The 14,490-nt window shown below is 32.4% G+C and carries 15 protein-coding genes and 1 riboswitch; of the genes, 14 read left to right on the forward strand and 1 reads right to left on the reverse strand.

The genetic code is table 11. The features are described from left to right. Positions 1 to 86: 86 nt before the first annotated feature. The 14 genes from rpsB (at position 87) to BUE95_RS02255 (ending at position 13,858) form a co-directional block, all read left to right on the forward strand. Entirely contained in the window at positions 87 to 848 is a 762-nt protein-coding gene (rpsB, locus tag BUE95_RS02190) for a 30S ribosomal protein S2 (protein WP_073580995.1), read from the forward strand. A gap of 135 nt (positions 849 to 983) precedes the next feature. Further along, entirely contained in the window at positions 984 to 1,805 is an 822-nt protein-coding gene (gene tsf, locus BUE95_RS02195) for a translation elongation factor Ts (protein ID WP_073580997.1), read from the forward strand. Positions 1,806 to 1,911: 106 nt separating this feature from the next. Then, a complete protein-coding gene (locus BUE95_RS02200) occupies positions 1,912 to 5,610 on the forward strand; it encodes a TraB/GumN family protein (RefSeq protein ID WP_073580999.1) in 3,699 nt (1,232 codons plus the stop codon). Between the two features lies 1 nt (position 5,611). Then, the gene (locus BUE95_RS02205) at positions 5,612 to 6,265 is read left to right on the forward strand and encodes a queuosine precursor transporter (RefSeq protein ID WP_073581001.1); all 654 of its coding nucleotides are present in this window, start codon (positions 5,612 to 5,614) and stop codon (positions 6,263 to 6,265) included. Next, positions 6,255 to 6,815 carry a DNA-3-methyladenine glycosylase I gene (locus tag BUE95_RS02210; protein WP_073581003.1) on the forward strand — a complete coding sequence of 187 codons (561 nt, stop codon included), beginning with the start codon at positions 6,255 to 6,257 and terminating at the stop codon, positions 6,813 to 6,815. The genes BUE95_RS02205 and BUE95_RS02210 overlap by 11 nt, the downstream gene beginning before the upstream one ends. Before the next feature lie 4 nt (positions 6,816 to 6,819). After that, positions 6,820 to 7,032 carry a VF530 family protein gene (locus BUE95_RS02215; protein WP_073581005.1) on the forward strand — a complete coding sequence of 71 codons (213 nt, stop codon included), beginning with the start codon at positions 6,820 to 6,822 and terminating at the stop codon, positions 7,030 to 7,032. Positions 7,033 to 7,068: 36 nt separating this feature from the next. Then, a riboswitch (TPP riboswitch) is annotated at positions 7,069 to 7,165 on the forward strand. Positions 7,166 to 7,216: 51 nt separating this feature from the next. Beyond that, the gene (gene thiS / locus BUE95_RS02220) at positions 7,217 to 7,423 is read left to right on the forward strand and encodes a sulfur carrier protein ThiS (RefSeq protein ID WP_073581007.1); all 207 of its coding nucleotides are present in this window, start codon (positions 7,217 to 7,219) and stop codon (positions 7,421 to 7,423) included. Positions 7,424 to 7,464: 41 nt separating this feature from the next. Beyond that, on the forward strand, positions 7,465 to 9,291 hold the full coding sequence (gene thiC, locus BUE95_RS02225; RefSeq protein ID WP_073581009.1) for a phosphomethylpyrimidine synthase ThiC: 1,827 nt from the start codon (positions 7,465 to 7,467) through the stop codon (positions 9,289 to 9,291). Positions 9,292 to 9,293: 2 nt separating this feature from the next. Then, the gene (locus tag BUE95_RS02230) at positions 9,294 to 9,881 is read left to right on the forward strand and encodes a thiamine phosphate synthase (protein ID WP_073581011.1); all 588 of its coding nucleotides are present in this window, start codon (positions 9,294 to 9,296) and stop codon (positions 9,879 to 9,881) included. Next, the gene (locus BUE95_RS02235; protein WP_073581013.1) at positions 9,854 to 10,609 is read left to right on the forward strand and encodes a hydroxymethylpyrimidine/phosphomethylpyrimidine kinase; all 756 of its coding nucleotides are present in this window, start codon (positions 9,854 to 9,856) and stop codon (positions 10,607 to 10,609) included. Before BUE95_RS02230 ends, BUE95_RS02235 begins: the two co-directional genes overlap by 28 nt. After that, positions 10,602 to 11,234: a thiamine phosphate synthase gene (locus tag BUE95_RS02240; RefSeq protein WP_073581015.1), complete on the forward strand. Its 633-nt coding sequence runs from the start codon at positions 10,602 to 10,604 to the stop codon at positions 11,232 to 11,234. The genes BUE95_RS02235 and BUE95_RS02240 overlap by 8 nt, the downstream gene beginning before the upstream one ends. Beyond that, positions 11,221 to 11,991, forward strand: coding sequence for a thiazole synthase (locus BUE95_RS02245; RefSeq protein ID WP_073581017.1), 771 nt, complete (start codon positions 11,221 to 11,223; stop codon positions 11,989 to 11,991). Before BUE95_RS02240 ends, BUE95_RS02245 begins: the two co-directional genes overlap by 14 nt. Positions 11,992 to 12,020: 29 nt before the next feature. Beyond that, positions 12,021 to 13,136: a 2-iminoacetate synthase ThiH gene (thiH, locus tag BUE95_RS02250; protein ID WP_073581019.1), complete on the forward strand. Its 1,116-nt coding sequence runs from the start codon at positions 12,021 to 12,023 to the stop codon at positions 13,134 to 13,136. An 11-nt stretch (positions 13,137 to 13,147) separates the two neighbouring features. Further along, on the forward strand, positions 13,148 to 13,858 hold the full coding sequence (locus BUE95_RS02255) for a HesA/MoeB/ThiF family protein (protein ID WP_073581021.1): 711 nt from the start codon (positions 13,148 to 13,150) through the stop codon (positions 13,856 to 13,858). Here BUE95_RS02255 and aat read toward each other — a convergent pair. Then, complete coding sequence (gene aat / locus BUE95_RS02260) at positions 13,842 to 14,489, reverse strand: leucyl/phenylalanyl-tRNA--protein transferase (protein WP_073581023.1); 648 nt, start codon at positions 14,487 to 14,489, stop codon at positions 13,842 to 13,844. The two genes, BUE95_RS02255 and aat, sit on opposite strands and share 17 nt — an antisense overlap. Position 14,490: the final 1 nt, after the last annotated feature.

Here is a 14,490-nt window from a genome sequence, read left to right on the forward strand (position 1 = left end):
GGGAATTAGTTTAGCATCTAAATTTTCAAGACTAACGCAAGTGACTACTTGAAGATTGCTAATCACGGAACGTAAACTATTACACAATGGCAAACAAAATTGACGTTAAAGAGTTATTAGAAGCAGGTGTACATTTCGGACACATGACTCGTAAATGGGATCCAAACATGGCTCCTTACATTTATATGGAACGTAATGGTATTCACATCATTAATCTATATAAAACTGCAGCTAAAATTGAAGAAGCTAATGAAGCTTTGAAAAAAATCGCTGCCTCTGGTAGAAAAGTATTATTCGTTGCTACCAAAAAACAAGCAAAAGATATCGTTGCTGAAAAAGCAGCATCTTGTAACATGCCATACATCACAGAAAGATGGCCAGGTGGTATGCTAACTAACTTCGTAACTATTCGTAAAGCTGTTAAAAAAATGGCTTCTATTGATAGAATGAAGAAAGACGGTACCTTCAACACTTTATCTAAAAAAGAAAAATTACAAATCGATCGTTTGAGAGCTAAGTTAGAGAAAAACTTAGGTTCAATTGCAGATATGTCAAGATTACCAGCTGCATTATTCGTAGTGGACGTAAAAGCTGAACATATCGCTGTTAAAGAAGCTCAAAAATTAAACATTCCAGTGTTCGCAATGGTAGATACGAATTCGGACCCACGTCCAATTGACTTCGTAATTCCTGCAAATGACGATGCTTCTAAATCAATTGAAAAAGTTTTATCTTTAGTATCTTCAGCTATCGTTGAAGGTCTTTCTGATAGAAAAGTTGAAAAAGATGAATTACCAGCTAAAGAAGTAGAAGCTACTGAAGCTCCTGCTACTGAAACTGAAGCATAAATCAATTAATTCCAAGAATTAAATTCCAAATTCCAAACTTGTTCTAACTTTTAGTTAGCAATTTAGTAAAATTGGAATTTGGGATTTAGTAATTGGAATTTTTACTTTTATAAACAACAAATAAAAAAATACAAAATGGCAAATATTACTGCTGCAGACGTAAATAAATTAAGAACCATCACAGGTGCTGGAATGATGGATTGTAAAAAAGCATTAGTGGAGGCTGAAGGAGATTTCGATTTAGCTATCGAAAACTTAAGAAAAAAAGGGCAAAAAGTTGCTGCTAACCGTTCAGATAGAGAATCTACTGAGGGAGCTGCTGTTGCTGTTATCAATGCTAACAATACTGCTGGAGTTGCAATCACTTTAAACTGTGAAACAGACTTCGTAGGTAAAAATGAAGCATTTGTAAAATTAGCTAACGACTTAGCTAACCAAGCATTAAACTTTGCTACTAAAGAAGAATTATTAGCTTCTGATTTCAACGGAATTACTGTTGCAGAGAAATTAATCGAGCAAACGGGTGTAATCGGAGAAAAAATCGAAATCGGTGCTTTCGAAAGATTAGAAGGTGCTTTCGTTGGATCTTATATTCACGCTGGTAAAATCGCTACTTTAGTGGCATTATCTGCAAACGTTGCTGGTGCTGACGAAGCAGCTAAAAACGTAGCAATGCAAGCTGCTGCAATGAACCCAATAGCTTTAAACGAAGCTGGTGTTGATGCTGCAATTATTGAAAAAGAAATCGAAATCGCTAAAGAACAATTAAGAGCTGAAGGTAAACCAGAAGCTATGTTAGATAACATTTCTAAAGGTAAAATCCAACGTTTCTACAAAGATAATACTTTAGTAAACCAAGATTTTATTAAAGACAGTTCTATGAGTGTTGCTGCTTACATCAAATCTGTAGACGCTAACTTAACAGTAACTGGATTCAAAAGAGTTGCTTTAGGATAATCCTATTTTAAACAAAATTATTCAAACCCTTAATTCTTTAACAAGAGTTAAGGGTTTTTTCTTTTTAAAATACTGTATATTTGATTTAAAGTTAAATCGAATTATCTTGAAAAGAATTGTTTTATTTATCATCTTTTACTCAGTTTCCATAATTGCACAAGAAAAAAAATACCAAAGTTTATTGTGGGAAATTAGCGGCAACAACCTACAAAAAAAGTCGTATCTCTATGGCAGCATGCACGTGAGCGATAAAGTTTCCTACCATCTTTCTGATAACTTTTTTAAACATCTTAATGAGGCCGACATCATAGCAAACGAAAGTGAACCAAGAACTTGGACCTCATTATTTGACTTGTTTAGCTTTTATAACCAATTTACAAATCAAAATAGATTTTATACAAACTTCTATATAAATCCAATTGAAAAAGAAAATCTATATTCTTTATTTAAAAGCAATAATTACAACCTAATTAGTCTTCTAACACGAACTAATGAAGCGCAAAAAGACTTTCAAGAAGAAACCTATCTAGACATGTTTATCTACAGAACAGGAAGAAAGTACAACAAAAAAACAATTGGCTTAGAAGATGTGAAGCAATCCACTTTAAACATTATGACAGCGCAAGCTAAAATGGATGAGAGTGAAGTAGATAAAAACCGCCAAGCCATTTTAAAAATCTTAAAAAATAAATCTTACGAACAGGCACTAAATGATTTTTATAGAGAAAAAGATTTAGACATGATCGACTCATTAGGAATGTTAAGCTCACCCAAATCTTTCTTAAAAGCCATGCTCTTTGACCGAAACATTGAAATGGTTAAAAATATGGATTCTATAATGAAAACTGGTAGTTTATTTAGTGCAATTGGCGCTGCGCACTTACCGGGACCTAATGGGATAATTGAATTACTAAGATCAAAAGGTTATAAAGTCACTCCTATTTTTGGAAACTATACCGAAAAAGGGAAAGCTGTAAAAAAACAAATAGAAGAATATTTTACGAAACCAGAACTAAAAATCAAAACCACAGCTGATGGAATGATTTCTCTACCCCTTTTTGAAATTGTACTTGAAAACGGGGAAGACTTGGAATCTCCCGATTTGGTCAACGGCGGTTATGTAAATGTAAAAAGAAAGCGATTAAACGATTTCATCAATAAAAAGAATAAATTTTTTAATACTAAGACACTAGATAGTTTGTTTTATGAAAATATTCCAGGTGAAATAATAGAAAAAAAATCCTATCAAGAAAAAAACTACTGGGTTTATGATTTAAAAAGTAAAACCAAGACTGGAAACGCTCAACGTTATCGATATTATATTACTCCGCTAGAAATCATTACTGTAATTATGGGTGGTGAAGGCGATTATGTTAGACGTTTTGAAGATGATATTTTTTCAAAGATTGAACTAAAAGACACTAAAAACATTTGGGAAAAAATGAATCCAAGAAAAGGAAACTTTGAAATACAAATCCCCGCATATTACTCATATTCTGGAAATAAAAATAACGAAAAAGACAATTCAGACATTTCGATTATTGCTCTTGACGAAAAAGAAAAAAGTTATTATTTTTTTATAGAAAAAACACTTTCTGAAATAAATAATTTAGAAAACTCAGAATATGAGTTAAAGCGCATTCATCAAGAATTTTATAACCAACACGACTTGGATTCTGTCCACACAAGATTTAATAAAGAAAGAGAAATATTTTACTCAAAATCAACAATTGACAACAGAGCCATTCAACTAAAATCTACAATAAACGGAAATAAATACTATCTTCTTGGAACTGTAAACGCTTCTGAAACAAATACCAAACGTTATTTCGAGTCTTTCAAAATCAAATCAGCAATCGATTCGGGCACTTATAGAATTTTCAAAGACACTACAAACCATTTTAGTATTGAAGTTCCAGAAAAACAAAACGAACATTTAGACTTTTTGATCGATATTGACCCCAAAAACAGTACGAAAAAGAAAAATCATTTTACAGCCAAATCAAAAAGCTATAATTTCTTAGGCAGCAACGGCGCCATAATTCAATTAAATTATTACAAGTACCATCGCTATGAATCTGAAAAATCTTTAGATTCGATTTGGAAAGAATACCGCAAACAAATTACAAAAAACCAAACGGTTAATCAAATACAAGAAGAAAATGCTCCAAATACAAACGAAACTACATCAATTGATGCAAATTTTAATCTGCCAACTGATTTTTTAAGTTCTGATTGGGATAAAAAATTATTTGGTAAAGAGGAAAAATTAAAAATAATAGAAGAGAATATCGATTACGACAAAGAAAGACAACTACATACTTTCGAAGCTCTAGTTTCAAAACAAGACTCCAAACAAGCCATAAAATATAAATTACTTCTAAAAGGAAATACCATTTATGAAGTGTCAACCTTAGTTCCTAAAAATTACAATAAAAAAGATACTTTTGTTGAAAGGACATTTAATTCCTTGGTTTTACTAAATAACGCTTCAGAAAATATCTTTGAAAACAAAATGGATTTATTTCTGAATGATGTTAGAAGTAAACACGATAGCATTCGCTATTCAGCACTAAAATCAATTGAATACTTATCAATTGAAAAGAAAGATCTTTCCAAACTCATAACTTTTATTAACACCTTTAAGTTTAGGGAAGATGAAACGGAAATTTTAGGTGCATTATATGAAAAGTTGGGACAAATAAAGACTCCCGAAGTTATTAATTACCTTGAAAACGCCTATAAAAAAGAAAATTCAAGCACTATAATTCAGTTTGCCATATTAAGAGCATTAACACATCAAAAAAGCAAGGAGGCCTATAAAAAAATCTTGGAGCTATTGGAATTCGATTTGCCAATATCAGATAACGAATACGAGATAATTGGATTATTCAGTCTTTTTGAAGAAGATCTTGAAAATAGTCAAGTTATGTTCCCCTACATCTTTCAATACTATAGCATTAAAGAATTTCACGGACCAATTGTTTCTTTTACTCATAAAGTGCTATTGAAAAACTATGGGAACGCCAAAAAATTGAAATCGTTCAAGAAAATGTTACTAACTAATGCAAAATTAGAATACAAACGATTAGCTAGTTGGAAAAACAAACAAAACATCAAATCAACTGACGAAGATCAATACTATGAGGAAGAAGCTCCAATAGAAGATTTCATAAGTTACTATACAATTTTATTTCCCTTTAGAACCGAAAAAGATATCGCACAACTCTTTAGTAAAGCCAATAATCTAAATATTGACAATTTAGACTTAGCTATGGCTGACATACAATTAAAAAAAACCAATCAGGTTGAAAACATAACTTTAGAAAAAATTTTAAGTAATGAAAAAATTCAATTTATCGGTTTTTTAATGTTGCATCACATGAAAGAAAACTCATTTTTAACAAAATATGATGCTAAAACTATTGCAATGGCAGCTGAAGTTTATGCGGAAAATATTGATAAAAAAACCGAATCATTAACATTTTATGATTCAAAAGAAATTAAATTTAATAATAAAAAAATCATCTATTTCTTCTTCAAAAGAATAAATACTGAAGAGAATTCATACAAATCAAATGAACAAAAAATAGGTGGCATTGGCTTTATAACGCAAAATGGGAAAATCAACATTAAAGAATACCACAAACTAAACTCAAAAATATTTTTAGAAGAAAAAGAAGTTGAAGGTATTATTAAAAATATGATTGACGAATCCTTAAACGAGCATCATAAAAGAGCTTCATTTGGTAAAATAAAATCGAATTACAACTTTTACGAAGAAGTAAACTCAGAAGACTATTAATATGTTTCAAAGAAGAAAAGATATCATTTATGTGATCTTAGCTGGAATTTTTATTACCAATGCTTTGGTTGCTGAATTAATTGGCGGAAAATTAATTTATATTGGAGATGTTGTGATGAGTTTAGGGATTTTACCTTGGCCCATTGTTTTCATTACAACTGATTTAATCAACGAATATTTTGGAGAAAAAGGGGTAAAAAAATTGTCATTCATTACAGCAGGATTAATTGCTTATACTTTTTTTCTGCTATTAATTGGACTCCAAATCCCTGCTGTTAAAGGAGATAACTTAATTACTGACGAGCAATTCACTGCAGTTTTTGGGCAAAGTATGTGGATTATTGTTGGAAGTATTACAGCTTTTTTAGTATCCCAATTAATTGATGTAACCTTATTTCATTTTGTAAAAAATCGAACTGGTAAAAAAATGATTTGGTTAAGAAGTACGGGGTCAACTGTAATTTCTCAGCTTTTTGATAGTTTCATTGTACTAGGAATCGCCTTTTGGTTACCCGGTAAAATTGACACGAAAATGTTTATTGCATCAGCATTAACAGGCTATACCGTGAAATTACTAATTGCTGTTGGACTAACCCCTTTAATTTACTTGGGACATTATGTAATTGAAAAATACTTAGCTAAAGATGGAAAATAAAAACCGTTGTATTTGGTGTGAAAAAGATGACTTATATCGAAATTATCACGATAATGAATGGGGAAAACCTATTTATGATGATGAAACCATATTCGAATTTCTTATTCTAGAAACGTTTCAAGCGGGATTAAGCTGGTATACTGTTTTAGCTAAAAGAGAAAATTTCAGAAAAGCATTTGATAATTTTGATTTAATGAAAGTGGCTAATTACTCAGAAGAGAAAATGAATGCATTAGCTGAAGATGCAGGAATTATCCGAAATAAATTAAAGATCAAAGCTACCGTTACCAACGCACAAGCGTTTTTAAAAATCCAAAAAGAATTTGGAAGTTTTTCGAAATATATTTGGGGGTTTGTAAACGGAAAACCTATTGACAACCAACCCAAAACACTAAATGATGTTAAGGCCACTACTCCAATTTCAGATGCTCTAAGTAAGGATTTAAAGAAGCGAGGATTTAAATTTGTAGGCTCCACAGTGGTATACGCCCATATGCAAGCCACTGGAATGGTAAATGATCATGTAATGGATTGTTGGACTAGAAAATAAAATTATGAGTAACGATCCACTACACGGAAAATCTCTAAAAGCTATTTTGGAACAATTAGTAGCTTTTTATGGCTTTGATACTTTGTCAGAGCTCATCAATATCAATTGCTTTAAAGATAATGCATCAATAAATTCTAGTTTGAAATTCTTAAGAAAAACCGATTGGGCTAGAAAAAAAGTTGAGGAATTATATATAAAATCTATATACAAATTTTAAAAAAAATACAAATATTTAAATAATACTAATATATTTGTAACACTTTAGGGGTGCCTATTTTAAATAGGCTGAGATTTTACCCTTTGAACCTGATGCAGTTCATACTGCCGTAGGGAAAAGTGAAATGACTTCATTTTATTTATGTAGCCATTCCTAAAGTGCTTTTATATCAAAAACTTAAGGAATGGAAATCAAAGTTAACAATCAAATCAAAAAAATTACATCTAACGGTTTAACTGTTCAGATGCTACTTGATTTAGAAAGACCAAACAAACAAAACGGTATTGCTCTCGCAATAAACGGCGTTGTAGTTCCAAAATCGAATTGGAACTCTCATTACATCAAAGAAAAAGATGAAATTTTAATAATATCAGCAACTCAAGGCGGATGAATCTTCTTTTGGCTCAAAACTAACCACATAAAAAACATAAAATGAAAGAAACAACAGATATAATTTCAAGAACTCCTTTCCCTAACTCAAAAAAAATATATGTAGAAGGCGAACTTTATCCCATCAAAGTAGCCATGCGAGAAGTTAAACTACATAACACCAAATTAACTAACGGAAAAACAGAAGATAATCCACCCGTGACCATTTATGACACTAGTGGGCCATACACAGATAGCAACATTACAATTGATGTTAAAAAAGGTTTGCCAAGATTACGAGAAGAATGGATTTTAAATCGAAATGATGTAGAAGAATTAACAGAAATATCTTCTGGTTATGGAAAAAAAAGATTGCACGATGAAACGCTGAATCATCTTCGATTTGAATATTTACACAAACCAATGCGTGCCAAAAAAGGGGCAAATGTTACCCAATTACATTATGCTAAAAAAGGGATTATCACTCCAGAAATGGAATATATTGCCATTCGTGAAAACCAACGCATTGAACAATTAAACACACAAACAAAAGCAATGCAATCTCAGCATGAAGGACATAGTTTTGGTGCCAATACACCAAAAAGCAAAATCACACCTGAATTTGTTAGAAGTGAAGTTGCTGCAGGTCGTGCCATCATACCAAACAACATCAACCATCCTGAGAGTGAACCCATGATTATTGGTCGTAATTTTTTAGTAAAAATAAATGCCAACATAGGGAATAGTGCTGTTACTTCAAGCATTGAAGAAGAAGTTGAAAAAGCAGTTTGGGCGTGCCGTTGGGGAGCAGATACGATAATGGATTTATCAACTGGGAAAAACATCCATGAAACTCGTGAATGGATTATTCGAAATTCACCTGTTCCAATTGGAACTGTTCCAATTTATCAAGCACTCGAAAAAGTAAAAGGGGTAGCAGAAGATTTAACTTGGGAAATTTTCAAAGACACATTAATTGAACAAGCAGAACAAGGGGTTTCCTATTTTACTATTCACGCTGGTGTATTGTTGCGATACATCCATTTAACCGCTAATCGTGTTACAGGAATTGTTTCTCGAGGTGGTTCCATCATGGCTAAGTGGTGTTTGTTTCACCATAAAGAAAACTTTCTTTACACTCATTTTGAGGAAATATGCGAAATCATGAAACAATATGATGTTGCGTTTTCATTAGGTGATGGATTACGACCTGGTTCTATTGCTGATGCCAATGATGCCGCTCAATTTGCTGAGTTAGAGACCTTAGGTGATTTAACAAAAATAGCTTGGAAACACGATGTACAAGTTTTTATTGAAGGCCCTGGACATGTTCCAATGCATATGATTAAAGAGAACATGGACAAACAACTTGAACATTGTTCAGAAGCTCCATTTTACACACTTGGACCCTTAACAACTGATATTGCTCCTGGTTATGATCATATTACTTCAGCTATCGGGGCAGCAATGATTGCTTGGTATGGTTGCGCTATGCTATGCTATGTAACTCCAAAAGAACATCTTGGCTTGCCAAATAAAAAAGACGTGAAAGATGGCGTTATAACTTATAAAATTGCTGCTCATGCTGCAGATTTAGCAAAAGGGCACCCAGGAGCACAATATCGCGATAATGCATTAAGTAAAGCTCGATTCGAATTCCGCTGGGAAGATCAATTTAACTTGGCATTAGACCCAGATACAGCAAGAGAATATCATGACGAAACATTACCCGCTGATGGCGCAAAAGTTGCACACTTTTGTTCTATGTGTGGTCCAAAATTTTGCTCTATGAAAATCTCTCAAGAAATTCGTGATGTAGCTGAAGCTGAAAAAGGCATGAAAGCCAAATCCGAAGAATTCGAAAAGAGTGGTAAAGAAATTTATATCTAATTATGATTATCATAACCAACCCTTTTGCTATTTCAAACGAAATTAAAATTATTCATTCTCTTTTCGAGGAAGGATTATCATTTCTTCATATTCGAAAACCTGATTTCTCCGAAGCAGAAATGGAATCGCTTTTATTAAAAATAGGATTGGAATATTATAATCGTTTGGTTTTACACAGTCATCATCAACTGGCAAAAAACCTAGATATCAATCAATTGCATTTTTCTGAGAAAGAAAGAAATTCCATACCAGTAAAGCCTTTAAAATCAATTAAATACCATTCCACATCAATTCATACTATCGATAATTTCAATGCGCTAAAACATAGTTTTGAATACGCTTTTTTGAGTCCAATTTTTCCAAGCATTTCCAAACCGAATTACACTCCAAAAAACAATCACTTTGAAAGAGTAAAAGAAAGAAGCAACTTCGACACAAGACTAGTTGCATTAGGTGGAATTACAGCTGAAAATATTCAATATACATTAGAAAACGGTTTTGATGATGTAGCATTATTAGGAACCATTTGGAATTGTAAAAACCCAGTAAAAAAATATATAAAATGTCGAAAAATCGCCCAATCGTTTTAACAATTGCAGGTTTTGACCCTTCTGCTGGTGCTGGTATTTTATCGGATATCAAAACGTTTGAACAACATCAAGTGTATGGATTAGCCATTAATACTGGGAATACGATTCAAACCGAAAATCATTTTTATGAAATGCATTGGACTGACTTAGATTTTGTATTGCGTTCCATAAAAATGCTCTTCGAAAAACACGATATAAAAGGAGTTAAAATAGGGATTATTCCATCGCTAACCTATTTAAAAAGTATTGTTCAAGAAATAAAAACACTTTCACCAAAAACAATAATCATTTGGGACACCATTTTAAAATCCTCTACTGATTTTACTTTTATCTCCATTGATAACAAATCAACTTTTATAGAGGTAATTCGAAACATAGACTTAATTACTCCAAACTATATAGAACTATCAAAACTCTCCCAAAATGGAATTTCTGCAACAAAAACAGCACAAAAATTATCTAAATATTGTCCTGTTTTATTGAAAGGAGGACATCGTTCTGAATTGAAAGGCATAGATGAACTATACCTCAATGGAGAAGTCATAAAAATAATACCAAAAACATCAAGTATACAAGAGAAACATGGTTCTGGTTGTGTTTTATCTGCTGCAATTCTAGCGAATATAGCATTGAAATACGATCTAACTTCTGCTTGTACAAATGCCAAAATTTATATTGAAAAATTTCTTAACTCAAACAATACACTATTAGGATATCATTATGTTTAGTAAACTACAATACATTTCTCAGGGAAACACCGTCGAACAACAATTATATAACATTCATCAAGCATTAGATAATGGTTGTGATTGGATTCAAATGCGATTCAAAAACGGCAATTCAAACGAACTATTTACTTTAGCGGAGGCAGTAAAAATACTTTGTAATGAATACTTAGCAACTTTCATCATTAACGACAAAGTAGATTTAGCCATTCAAATCAACGCTGATGGAGTACATTTAGGTGCAAACGACATGAAAATCGGGGAAGCTCGAAATCTTCTTGGCAATCATAAAATAATTGGTGGAACAGCAAATACTTTTGAAGATATAATACATCTCTCTAAAGAAAAGTGCGATTACATTGGACTTGGTCCTTACAAATTTACAACAACGAAAACTAAATTGAGTCCAATTATAGGGTTAGAAAAATACAAAAGAATTCTTTCTAAAATGCAAGAGCAAAATATCCAAATTCCAGTTTATGCGATAGGCGGAATTGAAGCAAATGACATTGATAACTTACTTAAAATAGGTATTCATGGAATTGCTGTTTCAAAACTACTTACCAACAATCCTTTTACAAAAGAATTAATTATACAACTTAACGAAAAGCTATATGTCAATTTTTAAAATTGCGAATACAATATTTAGTTCTCGTTTATTTTTGGGAACTGGAAAGTTTGGTTCAAACCAACAAATGGAAGAAGCTATTTTGGCATCTGGTAGTGAATTGGTAACCGTAGCGCTTAAACGCATTGATTTAGAGACCGAAACCGACGAACTATTATCCCATATAAATCATCCTCATATTAATTTACTACCCAATACTTCTGGTGCTCGTAATGCCAAAGAAGCTGTTTTTGCAGCGCAACTAGCCCGAGAAGCGTTAGAAACCAATTGGCTAAAATTAGAAATTCATCCTGATCCAAGATACCTACTCCCCGACCCGATTGAAACACTAAAAGCAACAGAAGAATTGGCAAAACTTGGTTTTATAATTTTACCCTACATCCATGCAGACCCAATTTTATGCAAACGATTAGAAGATGTAGGAACTGCAGCTGTTATGCCATTGGGCTCACCTATTGGGAGTAATAAAGGCTTAAAAACAGAAGATTTTTTAGAAATAATAATAGAACAAAGTAATGTTCCAGTGATTGTTGATGCTGGAATTGGAGCTCCCTCTCACGCAGCAAGAGCAATGGAGATGGGCGCCGATGCAGTCTTAGTAAACACCGCTATTGCTGTTGCTGGCAACCCTCAATTAATGGCCGAAGCATTTAAAGAAGCCGTAATAGCTGGACGAAAAGCTTACGAAGCACAGTTAGCTCAAACAGCAAATAAAGCAATAGCCTCAAGCCCACTAACTTCATTTTTAAATCATTAGGTTTATCATTTACAAAAAAGAAAAAGCAGATGAATACATTCAAATCGGTATTTGAAAACTATGATTGGAATACCATTCAAAATAAAATTTATCTAACTACGGAAAAAGAAGTCAAAAACTCATTAGTAAAAACGAAAAAAAGTTTAGATGATTTTTTAATTTTTATTTCTCCAGCGGCTAAACCTTTTCTAGAGGAAATGGCACAAACGAGTCATCTACTGACTAAAAAACGCTTTGGAAAAATCATACAAATGTATGCCCCAATGTATTTGAGCAACGAATGTCAAAACATATGTACTTATTGTGGCTTTAGTCTAGATAATAAAATTAGAAGAAAAACACTTACCGAAGAAGAGATCTTTATTGAAATCACAGAATTAAAAAAAGCAGGTTTCGACACTATTTTACTGGTCACTGGAGAAGCAAGTCACAAAGTAAACATTGACTATTTTCTTAAAGCTGTCACACAAATAAAGGAACATTTTTCTTCAATTCTTGTTGAAGTACAACCTCTCTCAACAGAAGAATACCAGCAATTACATAGTACTGGTGTGCATTCTGTTATGATTTATCAAGAAACTTATCATAGGGAGGTTTATAAAGAATACCATCCAAAAGGCAAAAAATCAAATTTTGATTTTCGTTTAGAAACGCCCGATCGCATTGGAGAAGCTGGGATTCATAAAATAGGATTAGGAGTTTTGTTGGGATTGGAAGATTGGCGCACGGATAGTTTTTTTAATGCACTTCATATCGATTACTTACAAAAAAAATATTGGAAGAGTAATTATTCGGTTTCATTTCCTAGATTACGACCAGCTGAAGGAATTATTGAGCCCAATTTTATTATGGAAGATAGTGATTTACTTCAACTCATTTGCGCTTACCGCCTTTGGAATGAGGATTTAGAAATTTCGATTTCTACTCGTGAAAACGAAAAATTTCGGGACAACATAATTCCATTAGGCGTCACCAGTATGAGTGCTGGTTCAAAAACCAATCCCGGAGGCTATATCGTTGATGTAGAATCGTTAGAACAATTTGAAACTAGTGATGAACGTTCTGCTCAAACAATAGCAAAAATAATTTCCGAAAAGGGATATCAACCCATTTGGAAAAATTGGGATAAGAGTTATACTATTTAAATACAAATACCATGCTTTCTATACAAGATATTTTACGATACAACAAGCAAATGATGCTCCCAGAAATTGGTGAATCGGGTCAAAAAAAAATTAAAAACGCAAAAGTATTAATGATTGGTGCTGGAGGATTAGGTTGTCCAATTTTACAATATTTAGCAACTGCTGGTGTAGGAACAATTGGGATTATTGATTTTGACAAAGTAGAATTACCCAATCTTCATCGTCAAATTTTATATACTGAAAATCATATTGGTTCATCAAAGGTAGTAACTGCCAAAAAGGTATTAGCAGAACTAAATCCACATATAAAAATTATCCCTTTTGACGAAAAATTAGCTCAAAATAATTGTGAATCTATTTTTGAATCATTTGATTTAATTATTGATGGTAGTGATAATTTTGACACTCGTTATTTAGTAAATGATACTTGTGTAAAGATGAACAAACCTCTAATTTATGGAAGTATTTTAAAATTTGAAGGTCAAGTAGCTGTTTTTAACCATAAGGGTAACAAAAACCTACGCGATTTGTTTCCTGAACTGCCAAGTCCTGAGGATGTACCTAATTGCAGTATGAATGGTGTTATGGGAACTTTGCCTGGAATAATTGGTGTAATTATGGCAAATGAAGCATTAAAATTAATTATGGAAATTCCAGTTTTAAATGACGAAATACTGATTTTTAACACACTCGATTGGAATTTAATTAAATTGAAATATTAGTATTCAACACCATCATAAAATCTTCTCTTTCAATTTCTACACAACCTAAACTGGCTAAATGATCATTATATACTTGACAATCTAACAAGCGATAATTCGCCATTTCTAATTGTTTTGCCAAAGCAATAAAAGCAATTTTACTAGCATTTGAAACTTTAGAAAACATACTTTCACCACAGAAAATGTGGCCTAAATCAACGCCATACAAACCGCCAACTAATTCGTCATTATACCAAACTTCAACGCTTTTAGCAACACCTAATTCATGAAGTTTACAATAGGCTTCTACCATATTATCTGTAATCCAAGTGCCGGGTTGATCTTTTCGAGAAATCTTTTTACAATTTAGAATCACCTCTCTAAAAGAAGTGTTGAATGTTACTTTGAACTTATTCTGATTGATGATATTGCGCATACTTTTCGAAATCTTTAAATCTTCAAAAAACAAGACCATCCGCTCTGGTGGACTCCACCACAAAATAGGCTCATCATCTTCAAACCAAGGAAAAATTCCTGATTTATAAGCAAGCAGTAATCGTTCGGGAGATAAATCACCTCCAACAGCTACAATTCCTTCTGGTGAAGCGGTTTCTACTGGTGGAAAAAATAATTCTTTGGTTAAATAATACATT

Origin of the sequence: Flavobacterium cucumis, from assembly GCF_900148835.1 — a bacterium.
In the GTDB taxonomy this organism is placed as follows: Bacteria; Bacteroidota; Bacteroidia; order Flavobacteriales; family Flavobacteriaceae; genus Flavobacterium; species Flavobacterium cucumis.

Coding starts and splice junctions, on each gene's coding strand:
- BUE95_RS02215 (WP_073581005.1), top strand. CDS start 6,820: ATGAGTAACGATCCACTACACGGAAAATCTCTAAAAGCTATTTTGGAA.
- rpsB (WP_073580995.1), top strand. CDS start 87: ATGGCAAACAAAATTGACGTTAAAGAGTTATTAGAAGCAGGTGTACAT.
- BUE95_RS02240 (WP_073581015.1), top strand. CDS start 10,602: ATGTTTAGTAAACTACAATACATTTCTCAGGGAAACACCGTCGAACAA.
- tsf (WP_073580997.1), top strand. CDS start 984: ATGGCAAATATTACTGCTGCAGACGTAAATAAATTAAGAACCATCACA.
- thiC (WP_073581009.1), top strand. CDS start 7,465: ATGAAAGAAACAACAGATATAATTTCAAGAACTCCTTTCCCTAACTCA.
- BUE95_RS02205 (WP_073581001.1), top strand. CDS start 5,612: ATGTTTCAAAGAAGAAAAGATATCATTTATGTGATCTTAGCTGGAATT.
- thiH (WP_073581019.1), top strand. CDS start 12,021: ATGAATACATTCAAATCGGTATTTGAAAACTATGATTGGAATACCATT.
- BUE95_RS02255 (WP_073581021.1), top strand. CDS start 13,148: ATGCTTTCTATACAAGATATTTTACGATACAACAAGCAAATGATGCTC.
- BUE95_RS02210 (WP_073581003.1), top strand. CDS start 6,255: ATGGAAAATAAAAACCGTTGTATTTGGTGTGAAAAAGATGACTTATAT.
- BUE95_RS02245 (WP_073581017.1), top strand. CDS start 11,221: ATGTCAATTTTTAAAATTGCGAATACAATATTTAGTTCTCGTTTATTT.
- aat (WP_073581023.1), bottom strand. CDS start 14,489: ATGTATTATTTAACCAAAGAATTATTTTTTCCACCAGTAGAAACCGCT.
- BUE95_RS02235 (WP_073581013.1), top strand. CDS start 9,854: ATGTCGAAAAATCGCCCAATCGTTTTAACAATTGCAGGTTTTGACCCT.
- BUE95_RS02230 (WP_073581011.1), top strand. CDS start 9,294: ATGATTATCATAACCAACCCTTTTGCTATTTCAAACGAAATTAAAATT.
- thiS (WP_073581007.1), top strand. CDS start 7,217: ATGGAAATCAAAGTTAACAATCAAATCAAAAAAATTACATCTAACGGT.